Below are 16967 nucleotides of genomic sequence, written 5' to 3'. Positions count from 1 at the left end.
CCAACATCAAAGCCAGACGCGCAGCAACATCCGCTTGCGCCAGCGTTTCTTGTTCACCATTCCGCAAATCTTTTACAACCACTTGCTGTGCCGCCACTTCGCTTTCGCCAAGTATTAATGCCACACGTGCGCCCCACTTATCAGCGCGGGTAATTTGCTTTTTGAAATTGCCACCGCCGTAGTTAGTCATTAACTTTAAGGTCGGTAAAGCATCACGCACACGTTCTGCCAACTGCATCGCCGCACTTTGCGTTCCCTCACCCGATGAGATGAGATACACATCGACTGTCGCCGGTACTTTGAACTCTGGATTAACGGCTTGTACCAACAGAACCAAACGCTCAAGCCCCATCGCAAAGCCAACTGCCGGTGTTGCACGCCCACCCAGTTGTTCAACCAAACCGTCATAACGCCCACCGGCACAGACTGTACCTTGTGCGCCCAAACTGTTAGTTACCCACTCAAATACCGTCCGATTGTAATAGTCCAAACCACGCACTAAGCGCTCATTAACGGTATATCCGATGCCTGCCAGGTCTAAAAGTTCACACAAACCGGCAAAATGTTGTTTTGACTCTTCATCCAGATAATCAGACAGCTTAGGCGCATCGTTAAGCAATTGTTGAACATCTGGGTTTTTGGAATCCAGCACCCGTAACGGGTTGCTGTACATGCGGCGCTTACAATCTTCGTCCAGCACATCAACATGCTGTTCAAGGAAAGTGACCAGTGCTTCACGGTAATCTGCGCGCGCATCCAATGAGCCGATAGAGTTCAATTCAAGCTGCACATGCTCTGATATCCCTAACGCACGCCACCAACGGGCGGTCAGTAGAATCAATTCCGCATCAATATCAGGCCCTTGCAGACCAAAGACTTCTGCGCCCAACTGATGGAACTGGCGGTAGCGGCCTTTTTGCGGGCGTTCATAGCGGAACATCGGGCCGATATACCACAAACGCTGTTCCTGATTGTACAGCAGACCATGTTCAATGCCTGCGCGCACGCACCCTGCGGTACCTTCCGGGCGCAGAGTCAGACTTTCGCCATTGCGATCGTCAAAGGTATACATCTCTTTCTCAACCACGTCGGTGACTTCACCGATAGCGCGTTTGAATAACGGGGTCTGCTCTACAATCGGCATGCGGATTTCGCTATAACCATAGCCTGCCAGCACTTGCTTTAAGATGCCTTCAATTCGCTGCCAAATTGCCGTATCGGCTGGCAGGTAGTCGTTCATACCACGGATGGCTTGAATGTTCTTTGCCACGTCTGTTCTCTGTAGTTTTATACCCGGTCGATTGATGTTGCAGCGGTGTCGGCAGCAACGCCAATGACATTGGGCATGGTGCAAAAATAAAGCCGATTATAGAGGCTTGCCGCCCATAGATTCAATGGCGACAGTTTGTCACCTCTACAGGCTCAATATAAAGCGGGCCGCGCCCGCTTTTTTGTATTCATCAATGACAAATAGCCTGAGCGACTTATTTATCATCCAGCATATTGATAACTATCCGGTTATTCGCATCAAGTATTGATGCCTTTGCACGAATTTTAGCTTCCAACTGGTCGATCATCTTTTCATTATCAAAACGTTCTTTCTGACGAACACCATCTTCGTAGAAACCACTTTTATTATGAGCGCCGGTCACACCGATAGTCGAGACTAATGCTTCGCCCGGCCCATTGACCACGCAGCCAATGATAGAGACATCCATTGGGGTAATCAGATCTTCTAACCGCTGTTCCAATGCATTGACAGTACCAATAACATCAAACTCTTGGCGGGAACAGGTTGGGCAGGCAATAAAGTTGATCCCGCGAGAACGGATCCGCAGCGATTTAAGGATATCAAAACCGACTTTGACTTCTTCTACCGGATCCGCAGCTAACGAGATACGTAAAGTATCGCCAATACCTTCTGACAACAAAAGGCCCAAACCAATAGCCGATTTTACGGAGCCACTACGCGCGCCACCGGCTTCAGTTATCCCTAAGTGCAAAGGATTATTAATTTGCTTGGCCAACAGACGGTAGGAGTTTACAGCCAGGAAAACATCGGAGGCTTTAACGCTGACTTTAAACTGATCAAAATTGAGACGATCAAGAATATCGACATGACGCATCGCGGATTCAAGCAGGGCTTCCGGCGTAGGTTCGCCATATCTTTCCTGAATATCTTTTTCCAGCGATCCGCCATTAATACCAATACGGATAGGGATATTGTGGTGGCGAGCACAATCAACCACAGAACGAATACGCTCTTCGGAACCTATGTTTCCGGGGTTAATTCGCAGGCAATCAACGCCATACTCCGCAACTTTCAGCGCGATACGGTAATCGAAATGGATATCGGCAACCAACGGAACATTTGACTGCTGTTTGATTAACTTAAACGCCTCAGCCGCATCCATGGTCGGTACTGAAACTCGCACGATATCTACGCCAACACGTTCCAGTGCCTTAATTTGAGCAACAGTCGCATCAACATCAGTGGTTTTGGTATTGGTCATCGATTGCACTGCAATCGGCGCACCATCGCCAATAGGCACTTTACCGACGTAAATCCGGGTCGATTTACGGCGGATAATAGGGGATTCGTTATGCATTACACACTCTCCTTTACAGTCGTGTAGTTTTCGCAACACAGTAGTCTCTCAAAACCATCCTCTTTCACAAGACAATGGCAGTTTGTTAGAACCACAGAGTTGTTTGTCAAAAACACAATATTACTCTACACCGACAGTCAGGCGGGCTACGCGATTAGCCTTAATAAACTTACTCAAATCTACTGGGTTACCCTGATACGTAATCGTTAATGCACCTGGGGCACCAATGGTCAGCTTATAGGGTGCTTTCCCTGATAGATTGAGGGTCGCGCCCCCTTTTTGGATACCACTAAATAATGTTTTTCCAGTTGCATCAACAACCTGTAGCCAACAGTCAGAGGTAAAATTCATGACCAATGAGCCGACAGAGGATGTAGCGCCCGTCACCCCAGCATCTGCTGTAGGCAAGGGGGATTGCACAGGAGAAACATCAGGCAAAGGCGCCTGACTTGGAGAAACAACCACAGACTCCGCTGAAGTTGTTCCTTGAGGTGCTGTTGTGTTGACACGGCTGTTCGCCGTATCCACAGGTGCTGCACTGGTTGTCGCAGGTGCAGTACCATTTTCTGTTGGCGTAGAAGGCTGGCCATTTGCGACCGTAGCTTGAGTCTCCGCAGAGGCCGCAGGATCGCTATTATCATCAGACAGCGGCACAGGTTGCCCGCCATTTTGCGACAGTTGGGCAGAAGACTGATCAGCCATAGTGACTATTTCTGCTTGCTGCGCCTGATGATTTTGCCACCACCATGCCCCCGTCAGACCGAGCACAACCAACACAATAAGCCAGGTGAAACTCATCAACCAGCCATCACGTTTTTTATGCTTTTTGCCCAATGAAAAACTTTGCATCGGGGCAACTTTTGCCGCTCTGATTGGCGCTTGTTTTGCCAACATCGGCAACAGTTCATCTTCTGGAAGGTGAACCAGTTTAGCGTAAGAACGAATGTAACCACGGTGGAATGTCGAGGCGAGATTAGCTTGTGCTTTATCCTCCTCAATATCACGGATTGTGGATACTTTCAGACACAGACGTTCTGCAACCATCTGCTGAGTGAGCCCGAGTGCTTCACGGGCCTGACGCAGGCGCACACCTGTCGTCTCTGGAACAGTTTGATCTTGGGAGGCTTCAGTATTCATTAGCTAGAAAATGCTGGTACTGTTTGGATTGTGGAAAACTTCGCGCAAGCTGCTTGCCATAGCGTTGAACACTATCTTGACGGCCTGCTAGCGCGGCGAAACGAATTTGTAACCATAAACTTTCAGCACTGGCTGGAAGTACATGTTGATAAACATCCAGTAATAGTTGCGCCTGAGCGCGATTCCCTTCTCCAAAATGCCTTTGAGCTTCTGCAAGCAGCGGCTCACCTTTATCCGGATCATACTTCAATGCCCGACTCAGGAGTACCCGAGCCTGTTCATTTTGATTCGCCCGTAAAAAGCAATATCCCGCGTTTTCCAGGCTATCAGCAACCTGACCGTAATCTGGCGACAGCACCGCTGCGCTAAACTGTTGTTGGGCCGGTACATACTGCCCTAAACTACAAAGAAACGCACCGTAATTATTCAGTACAGTGCCATTTCCCGGTGCCAGTTTCATCGCTAGCTGATAACGCTGCTCTGCAGCAGCATTTTCGCCAATGCGTTGCTCATAAAATGCCATACCCAATTGAGCGCGGTAATCCTGCGGGTCCGCTGCTACAGCTTTCTCAAGATTCTGCCGCGCAGCAGTCAAATCACCTTGCGCCAGATATTCTAAACCCAATTGTAAACGTGTCTGTCCAGCTACAGGTTGACTCACTTTTTCCGGTGACGAACCAGAACAGCCAGCCAACACAGTCGCCATCAGGCACACTCTCCACAGTCTTGTCAGCTTCATGCTTGCTCAATTGTCCTTATGTGTGAAGAAACCCGCTATTTCAAACGACAGATGTGTAAGGTGTCACTCTCACATACCCGAATCAGGCACTCATATTATTCCGATTACTGACTTTTGAATAACCTTTTTAACATGATTATCCAACAAATTATAAGTTGAATAACAGATAGTTATACTCAAACAGTCAAGATTAAGAATCAGACTGTTTTAATGGCGATAGGTTCACCCGCCATTTTCTTTTTCAACGTCCGCTTGGTGCGATCGATAACCTCACCGGCCAATTGACCACATGCCGCATCAATATCATCACCACGTGTCTTACGGACGATAGTCGTAAAACCATATTCCATCAATACTTTAGAGAAACGATCCACCCGGCTATTTGAACTACGACCATAAGGTGCCCCTGGGAACGGGTTCCATGGGATCAAGTTAATCTTACATGGTGTGTCTTTTAAACATTCCGCCAACTGATGAGCTTGCTCAGTGCTGTCATTGATGTGATCCAGCATAACGTATTCAACAGTAACTCGCCCACCATTGGCATTCGATTTCGCCAAGTAACGGCGAACCGCGGCCAGGAAGGTTTCAATATTGTATTTACGGTTGATAGGCACGATTTCATCGCGGATATCATCCGTCGGCGCGTGTAATGAGATGGCTAAGGCGACATCAATCATATCGCCCAGTTTATCCAGTGCTGGCACCACACCGGAAGTCGACAATGTCACACGACGTTTGGATAAACCGAAACCAAAGTCGTCCATCATGATATCCATGGCCGGTACTACATTATTCAGGTTCAATAAGGGTTCGCCCATGCCCATCATCACTACGTTAGTGATAGGACGGATACCGGTGGCCTTTACTGCACCGATAATCTTGGCCGCACGCCATACTTGACCGATAATTTCAGAAACCCGCAGGTTACGGTTAAAACCTTGCTGTGCCGTTGAGCAGAATTTACATTCTAATGCACAGCCGACCTGAGAGGACACGCACAGTGTTGCACGATCGCCCTCTGGGATATATACCGTTTCGACCTGCTGATCGCCAACTTTGATGGCCCATTTAATGGTGCCATCAGTAGAGCGTTGTTCTTGTGCCACTTCGGGAGCACGGATTTCAGCGACGCGCTGTAGCTTGGCGCGCAGTACTTTATTAATGTCGGTCATTTGCTCGAAATCATCGTAGCAATAGTGATACATCCACTTCATGACCTGATCGGCACGGAAAGGCTTCTCGCCCATCTCGGCAAAAAATTCGCGCATTTGCTGACGATTTAAATCAAGCAGATTGATTTTGCTGGTTGCTGATGCTGCGGTTGCCACCGCGTTGTCAGACTGAGGGACAGCATCAATTGGCATTGATGCAGTTAATAATTGTTCAGACATGAGTTGTCGTGGCCTCGTTGTTACACTTTACGGCGCTGCGCTTTAAACCGGGTACGGCTTTCGAAACGGCGATGAATAAATAATAGAACGCCCCGGCAGAGATGTCTCCACCGGGGCGCGGCATTGTACGAATTTTAAAGCATGGATTCCATGGTTGGAAAGGCGCTCAGACAACTTTATTGTTTCAGTTGATTAAATAGCGACTATTCCTGCATCGAATCAATTAATTAGCTGCGAGGAAAAATTTCATCTGCGGCGAAGAAATAAGCGATTTCACGCTGAGCTGATTCAACAGCATCAGAGCCGTGTACTGCGTTAGCAGTGAAACTGTCGGCAAAATCTGCACGCAGAGTACCTGCCAGTGCGTTATCTGGGTTAGTCGCGCCCATGATATCGCGGTGGCGTTGAACGGCATTTTCGCCTTCCAATACCTGAACCATGATAGGGCCAGAGGTCATAAACTCGACTAAACCATCGAAGAATGGACGGCCTTTATGTTCCGCATAAAAACCCTCAGCTTGTTCTTTGCTCAGGTGCAGCATTTTTGCAGCAATAATTTTGAAGCCAGCACTTTCAAAACGCGCATAGATGGCACCGATGTCGTTATTGGCAACTGCATTGGGTTTGATGATGGAGAAAGTACGTTCTAAAGCCATGATAACCTCTATTGGATTTCTAATATTGACCGGACTCGGAACCCGTCTCGTAACATGCTTTTCGGCTGGCGGACAGTTCCTTTACGACAAAATTATGCCGCCCCTGTACAGTGGCCGCCGATTATAGGTGTGCTATAAGCGCTTGCATACGGGAATAACAACATTTCATTAAAATATATTTATCTTTATTCCTCATTTTTATGCACAACTCACACTTTGCCGACAAAAATCATGAGAATCACAGTTCATTAATATATTCAAAACCCACCTTTTTTTTCACAATCGCAGACGGCTGGCTGATAACATCCGAGACCAACGCCCGTTTGCCTTTTTTGGCTAAATAGTCGGCCAATGTTCTGAGAGCCGCAGTACCCGCCCCGCGAATAACGCCGTTGGCTGTAGGATGAAGCACATAGCTGGGGCGAGTTAACGAGCCGGCAATCCCCACATCAAAATCATTGATATCTACTGCCATCGCGATGCTGACTATCTCGCCGGATAAACGAACAATCACATAAATATAATCATCACGCGGTGTTCTTAACCAACTTTGCGCCACATCACTGACCATATTGGCAGCAGCAATAACCGAATCAATTCCTTCATACTGCTGGGTATTACCGGTATTTTGTATCTCACTGGCGGTTTCTAACGTTCTCGAGGCCTGGCGGTACTCTTGCCGCCACTGTTCCACTATCGGAATAACACTTCGTCTGGCTGTTTGCGAGTTTTCAGTCGCCCCGCTGATCACCTCAACCTCAAAGTGCGACTCAGGTTGTTCAACCCATTCCCCGTTAACTTTCCTTCTGGGTACCGTATCGGTAAACCGAAAATTTTGTAACGCGAGCTCATAACGCCCCTGGGGTAATAACTGCACTATTTGAGGAGGCTGGATCTCAATTTCTGGGTTATTGTGGCGTAAATAATCGCTATAGCTGAGCTGTGAAAAATCAAATGCCGTTTTTAACGTGGCGACGTTATCAATATTCGCCGCAACAAAGGTGCGAACATTGGCAATTAATCGTGCGTCAGTCACGGTGTCAGATACTGCATAACCGGTATCCCCTGAATTGACAATGCGCGATATGACCCTGCCAAAATTCTCAGTATTCCAGGTACTCAGACTGTCACCAAATAGCAGCGTAAAATCAGTCAAAATATTTAATGTCCAGGTAATGCAAGGAGGAATAGCATCGCGGCGAGAACGCAGATGAGGCAGTATTTCTTCTTTCATCGATACGTTACAGGCCAGTGCCGTTGCAGGTAACGTTATTGATTGACCATTCATATCAGAATTAACATGGGTTAATATCCCCGTCGGCTCAGAAAAAACGCCTACTAATAACTCTTCCAAAAAAACAGCTTCATTAGATCTTATTTTATCCAGTGGTTTAGATGTCCCAAACACTTGCAATACTCTATTGTTATTTTCGCTAAAAAATTTGTTCACATCAGTGATGAAATGGTCTACTTGATTACACCCGCCCTGAATAATATAATTATAAATATTAAGCAGGGGAACTAACCAACATATTGATTTACCGACAAAACTACGCTCTTCCCTATTATGTTCTTTTTCAACAGTCATAACCACTTTATCTATTACCAATGGTTTACTGCTGCTCGCATTATTGATAAAAAACCTAACTTCAGTATTATCAACATCAAACAAATAACTAAAAATAGGGTAAATAGAGAGCGCCCGTCCATTCAAAGATTCAATGATCTGAACTTCAGAAAGCCCTCCATCAAACCTTGATAACATTGATAGCTTATCCCCCTGACCCGTTAATTTAAAAATAGCACTAGCATTGTTATAGTCATTAATAAAAAAAACCTCAAGAGCTTTTACTTTAAATAGACCACCACCGGCTATCTCTATCGAGTAATCATCCTCATCTGTTATATTAAAGCTAATCAATACTTGCTTAGCGCCTATTCTTTTATCATTCCAGTAATTATTAAATGCATGTTGCACCGGGATGATCATACTGTTTTTAATAGCACAGTATTGATCACAAATAAAATACTCAGACTGAGAAACTCTAATGCTAGTAATATTATCCCTCATTTCTATTCTTTCCAGATCTAATGCAGAATAGTTCTCTGTTAGAACAAATCTCTCTCCAGTATATCCATCATTTTTATAGATAATAACCTGAGTGTCGGGTGGTAACAGGACAGAATTAATTCGGTCATTAAGAGGGTTTATAATATGAGTACTCTGCCCGACACGTTCATTATACAAATCAATACGTTCATTACCTGCGATACAAACCGAATCTCCCTGAAAGGCATCAAATTCATAAAAACAAGCCGCATTTCTCACTTTAAAAGAACTGATGGCATTATCTAGATTGGTCCAATGGCGCGAGAGGAACAAATCAATATTCTCCTTGAAGGTAACATTATCTCCGGAAAAGTTGATATCCTTAAATGCGGTAACGACCATACCAGGGGGAATAGTAATAGACGATATTTTATCATTCCATTCAGTTTTAAGATCACTGACCGCCTGACCTTGAGTGGCACAAATAGATGCGCCTTGATAACCTTCATCGGCATAAAAACAAATTTTATTATTATCAGCATAAACATTCGTAGTTAACATCATTAAAAATAAAAAAACAAATAAAATATTATTAATCATGGTATTACTCCAAATATCAACAGTAATGTATCGTATCAATATCTGGATTTAATTTATCGAAAAAATAAAACTCATAAAATTATTTTATTTATCACAAAAACATTAATTAATAATAGAATATAAAAGACGAGGCTGTATTGCTATTAATTATTTGACCTATGAATTCATTCCAGGTGAAACATTAGATTACCCACCTGCCCGCTTTCATCCAATATATTAAGTTGATAGCGGCCCGGTGTTGTTAATGTTTGTATCCATGATTGATTATTGTCAGTCACGGCGACCTGTTCCCCATTGAGGAACCACCATCTTTGCCCACTCCCTCCCTGTGCTTCTAAGCGCAGGTCAAGGCGATTTTGGCCCGGCAATCGCTTCACGACCGCACCATCGCGTATCCCTAAAATCAATAGCGGTGCGGCTTCAATGCTGCCTTGAGGTGGGCACTCACTACTGGCTGCGGGCAGCCGATGAGTGCGGCGCTCGGCCATCGGTAGCCAGGGTTCGAGTGGCAAGGGCCACAATGCTAAGGGCACAGGTGTTGCTTCTGAACAATCGGCTGCTACCCGCAAGCCCTGCCGGTTAAGCCATATAATAAGCTGGCTACCTTGTGCATTCTCTTGACCGGGCGCGGCTAAGGTAGGGGGTAGGGTGCCATCCAAAACCCAGGTTTGCCGCCGCTGTCGGCAATTAGTGTCGCCAGCCGTGAGCGGCTGCCCCCCCGGCCAGCAAATCTCTGCGCGGCTGACAGACGACGGTCTGGGGTCGAGCGGTAATTGACGGCCATTCTGCTGTAAACCCGTCATCAGCAAGTTATTGACTTGATTGAGGATAGGAATAGCAGTGGCATAACCAAACTGCCCAGCGACCGGAGTGCCATCCGGCCGACCGACCCACACACCAATGGTATAGCGTGCATTAATGCCAATCGCCCACGCATCACGGTAGCCATAGCTGGTACCGGTTTTCCATGCCAACGGTACCGTGGTGGGTAAAATATCGTCCGGTAATGGCCGGGCTTCCCCCGCCATGATTCGCCGGGTAATCCACGCCGCCCCCGGTGAAAACAAGCGCCGTTCCTGTATCTGCTGTTGTGGCTCGAACCGCAACGTTGCCGCCATTCCACCCCGTGCAAAAGCACTGTAACCCGCGACTAATTGGTCCAGCCGTGAACCTGTACCGCCGAGGATCACCGCCAAACTGGGCTCACTGTGCAGTGGGAAACGTAAGTTCACACCACCATTACGTAAATTAGCGGTAAAACGCTTAGGGCCATAAGCTTCGAGTAATTGTACCGCCGGTAGATTCAAAGAGCGCACCAAAGCCTCGCTGGCACTGACCGGGCCGTGGAAACCGGTATCAAAGTTACCGGGTCGATAATCGCCAAAGCGGCGCGGCACATCTTGCAACAGTGATTCAGCATGGATCAGGCCATCATCCAGAGCCATCGCATACAGAAATGGCTTCAGTGTTGACCCCGGCGAGCGCCAGGCACTGACCATATCCACATGACCGAAGCGGCGATCATCCTGAAAATCAACCGAGCCGAGGTAAGCACGCACCTTCATGTTAGTGTGGTCCACCACCAGCAATCCCAATGAGGTTTTCTCAGGGAGTTGGTGACGCCAACCTGCTGCCATGTCTTCTAATTGCCGCTGTAAACCCGCATCCACAGTGGTGTTAATGACTTCGCGCTGATTGCCGCGGGTTAAACGGCGTGCCAATAACGGCGCTAATTGTGGAACCTGACGCGGTGCCAGCCAGATATCTTCTTGTTTGATATCAGCCACCTGTTCAGCCGACCACACCTGATAATCCGCCAGCCGACTTAATACTTTATCGCGCGCAGCTTTTGCCCGCAGTGGGTAGCGATCTGGGCGCAAGCGGCTCGGTGCTTGAGGTAACGCGGCCAATAAGGCGGCTTCTGCTGGCGTTAATTGTGAGGGCGGCTTACCCAGATATGTCCAGCTCGCTGCGCCAATGCCTTGCAACGTGCCGCCGAAAGGGGCGCGATTAAGATAGATTTCGAGAATTTTGTCTTTAGAAAAGTGCCATTCCAGCTGAGCCGTTCGCCACACTTGGCGCAATTTACCGGCCAACGTGCGGGGATGAGGCTCAATCAGGCGGGCAACTTGCATCGAAAGTGTGCTGCCACCGGATAGAATTTTACCTGCGCGCAAATCCTGCCAGGCGGCGCGGGCCAGTGCCAATGGATTCACTCCGGGATGAGAATAAAACCAGCGGTCTTCAAAGGTCAGTAGCGCTTGCAGGTAATAAGGGGAAACCTCTTGCAGCGTCACCGGATAACGCCAAACCCCGTCAGCATCGGCAAAGCGCCATAACGGCGTGCCATCCTCGGCGACCACCACCCGCGCAACCTGCACGTCAATCAGTGGAAGCGGCCAGCGTTTATCCGCCAGCCACAAAATAGCCGGAAACAGCACCACAATAAGCGCCAGCGCCCAAATTTTACGGCGATGACGGGAAAAGTATGTTTTTAGCATCAAGGATAGATAGCTCCCCTTTTACCTGTAACCGCAAAAGGGGAATCAGTGTTTACTTAACTATTTCAAGCTGCGGCACCGTGCTGCCCAGCGCCCGCCAATCCGGAACATACATCGATTCCACCTGTGGCGCAGGCACCTGATAGACACCCGGCGTCACAGCGCGCGCCAGATATAACAATGTCGTGTGGCGGTATGCATCAACATTGACAGCGGCAACATAGCGGTCATCACGGAACTCCTGATGCTTGATATCCGACTGCTGCATATCCTGCATCAACTCGGTCACACTGCTGGCACTCTCCCCCAGACTGGCGCTGCTGTCACCCAAGTTCTGGTTTTCCAGTTCCAAACCGGCTGGCAGCAAATCGACCACCAGCGCATCGGGTACCCGTTTATCAGCCCAGACATCTAAATGCACCAGAACTAACTCGCCACTCTTCAATTGGGATAAGCGTAGCGGCTGACCGTCAAGCCCAATATAACTGCGAGTGATATGTAAATTGTTGCTGTACGGCGCTGGTGTTTGCTGTGGATATCCCACCACATTCATGCGGCTATATAATGCAACATCGCCGCGGTTTTGTAATTGCAGACCGCCCGCCAATTGTTGTGCTGACCAGTTTTGATTCAATGCTGCACTTTGCGTCAGTGTCTCGGCCTGCTCAATTGGCTCAACTTGCGGTGCTATCGCCACTTGCCACGGCGTTTCTGCCCCACTCATCAATGTACGGCCCGCGAGGAATACCGCATTGCTCTCTTGCGTTGACAAGTAGTTGCGGCTGGTCAACGCATCAGACAGTGCCAATAGGCGCGTATCACGATCTTGCGCCAGCAGGTTATTATCAGTCAGTAGCGCCAAAATCAGAGCGTCATCACGCAGTGAACTGCCGTAATCCTCCAGCCAATAGTCTTTATCACTGCGGGGGGTATTCAGCCCTTGCGTAATCGCTTCTTTGGCGCGCGGCATATCCCCCATCAATTTCAGTGCCACACCCAGCTGCACCAACGGCAAGCCAGAGCGCGCATCATCGCGACGGGTATACAATTGGCGCAAAGCACCCAATGAAGCTTGCTGCTGTTGTGCCAATACTAAGCCCGCGTAAGCTTGCACCGCAAAGCGCGTGTGTTGGGTCTGTTCGCTGTAACGAATTTCAATTTGACTCGGATCTTGCAAATAGCGCTGCAAACGACTATTCGCCGCCGTAAGCGCAGCCACCGGCACACTGTACCCCTGCTGGCTGGCGCGATAGAGGAAGTCAGTGGCATACGCTGTCAGCCAGAACTCTTCCGGGCTATCATTGCTCCACAAACCGAAACCGCCGTTATAGCGCTGCATGCTGAGCAAATGCTCGATACCGACATCAATGCTTTTACGCCGTTTTTCATCACTATCGGTCTTGATACCGAGCGCTGTCAGCTGGGCATAATTGCTGTACAACGACGGATACAACCCGCTCACCGTCTGCTCCAGACAGCCATAAGGATAGGCATATAATTCAGTAATATAGCGCGCTAAATTCAGCGGTGGCCGGCTGGTTACTAGCAGTTGCCCTTGTAGCGTTTCAGGCGCTAGCCCTTTGGTGGCCTCCGCTGGCAGACTCCAGCTTTCACCGCTATGCAACACATTGGCAAAATGGCGTGTCTGGGCAGGATAAGCTGGTCGTACACCTATTTTCCAATGATGCTGATAATCGGGCAGTTTCTCGTTCGGTAAAACCATACCGGTAATAGTCAGGCCGATATCACCCTGGCCAAAACCATTCAACGCCCGCACCGGGATCAGCACTGTTTTGCGCTCACCATTTGCCAGCGAAATAGTTTGGCTTGGCGCGCCATTGAGTGCCAGTAAATCGCTGGCAGCCCAGTTAAGTGACAGCGTCTGCGGCTGACCGGAAAGATTACTTAAATCCAAGGCCAGTTGGGTGCTGTCTCCTCCCGCCAGAAAACGCGGGGTGGCGAGTTGGGCAATCAACGGAGCCGCGACCACCACTTTAGACTCAGCTTTACCGAAATCTTCATCACTCCAGGCTTGCGCCATCAGGCGTAACTCGCCGTTAAAATCAGGAATAGCCAGCTCAATAGTGCCTTCACCCTGCGCGTTTAATGTCACCGGCTGGGCCTGTTGCGCCACAATAGTGACTTCAGTTATCGGTTTTTTACCGCCACGAGATAGCGCGTCTTCCTCATCTCCATCACCACCAAATCGCAGGCTCGCCAAACGCCCCTGCCCTTCAATTAATTGCCCGTAAACATCATATTGGTCGGCGCTGTAGCGCTTGCGGCCAAAGAAGGCGTCATAGGGATCGGGCGTGGCGTAATCAGTAATATTCAGAATCCCGCTATCGACCGCCGATAGCAACACCTGCACTTTCTCAGGTAATGGTGCACCGGTGCGGCTGGCTTTTACTTTTACCGTTAAGGTCTGATTAGGGCGAATGCGCTCAGGTGATTCCAGCTCTAGCGCCAATTTGCGGGTTTCATCCACCAGCGGCAGATGCAGCAAACCAATAGCGCGTTTTGGGGTCGCCTGCTGTGACTTATCACCAGGGCGAATCACTGTCGCACTGAGATATAAATCATGGCGATTCCACTCTTTGTTAATCGGCACTTCAACCTCAGCGCCTCCAGCGGGAATAGTCACTTCCTGCCACCACAATGGGCCATCACTGGATTCCACCAACAGATAGCCATTACCGGCAGCCGGTGCTTCAATGTGCAGTTTTACTTTTTCGCCTGGTCGGTAAGCCGGTTTATCCAGTGTCAGTTTGACCTGATCTGGCCGCACAGCACCACTGCCGGCGGTATTATCCTGCCAACTGTAACCGGCCCAGAAACGAGAGCTGCTGACTAATTCATTATCTGGATTACTCACCTCAATACGATATGCGCCCCACTCCACCGGGAAGCTGACTTTAGCGCTACCGTCTGCGGGAACATTCACTGATTGCTCTGCCAGTGTCAGATCTTTTTTATCATACAGTGACTGCCAGCCATCACTTTCTGACCACTGCCAGTAGTAATCGCGGCGCTCACGCACCAACTTCGCTTTCAACCCCTTCGCCGCCAGTTTTTCACCGTCAGCATTGGCGTAAACAATCTCAAAATCAGCCGTGGTGTCCTGATCGACCATCGCCTGTGATTTATAACTGTCGCTGCGATAATCATAAACTTGCTGCTTGTTGAATAATGGACGAATCCCGACCAGCGCATCGGCTGGCCACAAAGCTTGCTCAGCGCGCCGCGTGACTGGCCGCCCACCGGATTCCAGCAAACTGGCCTGTAAAATCAGCTTCAATGGTGATTGCGCATTCTGCCAACTGTTATCAACTTCAACGTCAGTTTGGCCGTCGCTGTTAAGTGTGGTATCAAACTCATCCAAGGTACGCAAAAGGTTTTCTTCGATAATCGAACCGAATTCAAAACCAGGCAATGAGGCAACCGCTTCGCGCAGTGGGCGCAGGAATAATTGGCCTTGCAATCGGTTACCGGATGCCGGAGCGCCGTAGAGATAGCGGCCAGTGATGGCAAAACTGGCTTCGCTGTCAGTGGCGATCGGTTCTTTACGGGTGGCAATCTCAAGCGCCATCCGTTCTGGCAGGAAGTCTTCTACTTTGAATTTGTACAGGCGCGGCTGGTTGTCGCCCAAATTCATGCGCAATGACCATTCGCCGGTCGGGCCATTTTCTGCAATCGCGTACTGGTATTGATACAAACCATCCTGCGGTTGCCAGACAAAACTGCGCACCACTTGATTATCCGGCTTGAGAATATCCACTTTAACCGGTTGGGTGCTCAGTGGTTTACCATCGGCATCGCGCAGCAACCCATTGACAATTAACGTCTCTCCGGGGCGATACAAGTCGCGTGGGCCAAAGACGAAAAACTGTTTCTGGAAACCTTCTGGCCCAGCAATATCAAACTCAGCCAGATCCAGCGCCGGAGCATTGAGGTCAATCAAGCTGGTCTGCCCGTTTTGCGCAGCCAGTAGCAATTTAGCTTTGGCATTCTTTTCGAGTTGCGCATGGCCCTGAGCGTCAGTTTCAGACTGTACCAGTACCTGGCCTTTTTCATCCAGTAACTGTAGCGATACACCTTTCAGTGCCGCACCACCCGCCAATGCTTGGGTAAAGACATCCATTCGATCATGGTAGCTGTGCAATGAAACGCCAATATCACTCAGGGTAAATAAGGTGGCGGCATTGGTGTAACTGTATTGCCCGGCTTGTTGCATCACTGCCAGATAGACACCCGATTCTTGCAACGGCTTGATATCGGCTAGTGGGAGCAATAACTTTTCGCGGGTATTGGCGGCAGGATTAAGGTCAAAACGGCCGGTATAGACCAGATCAGCCATTTTCAGCAGTTCATCTGATTCCCAGTTCGACAGCGCGCTGCGGTATTGCCAGGTGGCGAGGAAATTAGCCAGGCTGCTTTGCTTGATGCGGAAAAAATTAACATCAACGCTATCAACATTGAGCGCCATCACTGGCAAGCCTTGGGCCAATTTACCCGGTAACAAAGAACCTTTGCTGGCAAAACCGACACTTGGCTTGATATCGCGAGTGGTTATTTGCTGCTGCTGTTGTTTACCCAGCTCAGCACCGCCAATGCCTTTCAAGGTGCTATCGACGGTCAGCAGTAATTTACGCTCAGGTTTAAGATGGCGTAGCCGCAGCTCCATCAGGTTGTCAGATAGCTCCCAGGCTCCGTCTATTTTTCCACTAACAGTATCAACCAAATGAACCCGTGAGGAGAAGTCTTGCTTGGGATCCAATGGCTGCGAGAAAGTCAGCACCATGGCACTGGCCCCCTCGAGTTGTAGCTCAGAGGCATCCAGTAAAGTGAGCGGCTGATCGGCATGCTGTTTTGCAAATTCCGCCAACTTATTGGCATCGTTTACTTTGCTCACCGGCGCTTTCACTGCCGGTTCACTAACCTGTGTAGCCACTGGGGCTGATGGTGCTGCTACATCCTTATTTTTGCTCCCATCATCGCAGCCCGCCAATAACAATAAGGTACTGACCAACAGGGCGGTCTGGCACCCTTTCATTTTCGACATTAACCGCTGCAATCCGTTGTGGTTCATATCTTGCCCCGTGACTAATAATTAATGACTAATAATTAATGATTAACTGAAGGAATAACATTGCGCAGCCAGCTGCCCCATCTGCGCTGGTAAAATGCCTGGGTATGCGTCATCAGATAGTGACTGACTCCCCGCTCGTTCTCATTCACCACACAAAAATCGACCGGGCCATCATCAGGCGCATGGTCACTG

10 protein-coding genes are annotated in these 16967 nt (G+C 48.9%); all 10 read right to left on the bottom strand.

The genetic code is table 11. From position 1 onward, the window contains the following. Positions 1-1270 (bottom strand): histidine--tRNA ligase (hisS, locus tag ACNSO8_RS11875; protein ID WP_418394731.1); only part of this gene is annotated, 1270 nt, incomplete at its 3' end. A gap of 214 nt (positions 1271-1484) precedes the next feature. Further along, entirely contained in the window at positions 1485-2609 is a 1125-nt protein-coding gene (gene ispG, locus ACNSO8_RS11870) for a flavodoxin-dependent (E)-4-hydroxy-3-methylbut-2-enyl-diphosphate synthase (RefSeq protein ID WP_418394730.1), read from the bottom strand. Between the two features lie 120 nt (positions 2610-2729). Beyond that, complete coding sequence (gene rodZ / locus ACNSO8_RS11865) at positions 2730-3746, bottom strand: cytoskeleton protein RodZ (protein ID WP_418394729.1); 1017 nt, start codon at positions 3744-3746, stop codon at positions 2730-2732. After that, positions 3736-4485, bottom strand: coding sequence for a type IV pilus biogenesis/stability protein PilW (gene pilW / locus ACNSO8_RS11860; protein WP_418394728.1), 750 nt, complete (start codon positions 4483-4485; stop codon positions 3736-3738). Before pilW ends, rodZ begins: the two co-directional genes overlap by 11 nt. 197 nt (positions 4486-4682) lie before the next feature. Next, entirely contained in the window at positions 4683-5852 is a 1170-nt protein-coding gene (locus ACNSO8_RS11855) for a bifunctional tRNA (adenosine(37)-C2)-methyltransferase TrmG/ribosomal RNA large subunit methyltransferase RlmN (protein WP_418394733.1), read from the bottom strand. 254 nt (positions 5853-6106) lie between these two features. Beyond that, a complete protein-coding gene (gene ndk / locus ACNSO8_RS11850) occupies positions 6107-6535 on the bottom strand; it encodes a nucleoside-diphosphate kinase (RefSeq protein WP_049607618.1) in 429 nt (142 codons plus the stop codon). 238 nt (positions 6536-6773) lie between these two features. Further along, a complete protein-coding gene (locus ACNSO8_RS11845; protein ID WP_418394727.1) occupies positions 6774-9185 on the bottom strand; it encodes a peptidase inhibitor family I36 protein in 2412 nt (803 codons plus the stop codon). Positions 9186-9349: 164 nt separating this feature from the next. Then, the gene (gene pbpC, locus ACNSO8_RS11840; RefSeq protein WP_418394726.1) at positions 9350-11686 is read right to left on the bottom strand and encodes a peptidoglycan glycosyltransferase PbpC; all 2337 of its coding nucleotides are present in this window, start codon (positions 11684-11686) and stop codon (positions 9350-9352) included. Between the two features lie 52 nt (positions 11687-11738). Next, positions 11739-16775: an alpha-2-macroglobulin family protein gene (locus ACNSO8_RS11835; protein ID WP_418394725.1), complete on the bottom strand. Its 5037-nt coding sequence runs from the start codon at positions 16773-16775 to the stop codon at positions 11739-11741. A 35-nt stretch (positions 16776-16810) separates the two neighbouring features. After that, the coding region (locus tag ACNSO8_RS11830; RefSeq protein ID WP_418394732.1) for an enhanced serine sensitivity protein SseB C-terminal domain-containing protein at positions 16811-16967 on the bottom strand (157 nt) is incomplete at its 5' end.

It is taken from the genome of Yersinia sp. LJYL362 (assembly GCF_048323875.1).
The sequence above is the reverse complement of the archived record's forward strand: the minus strand, read 5'-3'. Positions and strand labels throughout refer to the sequence as shown.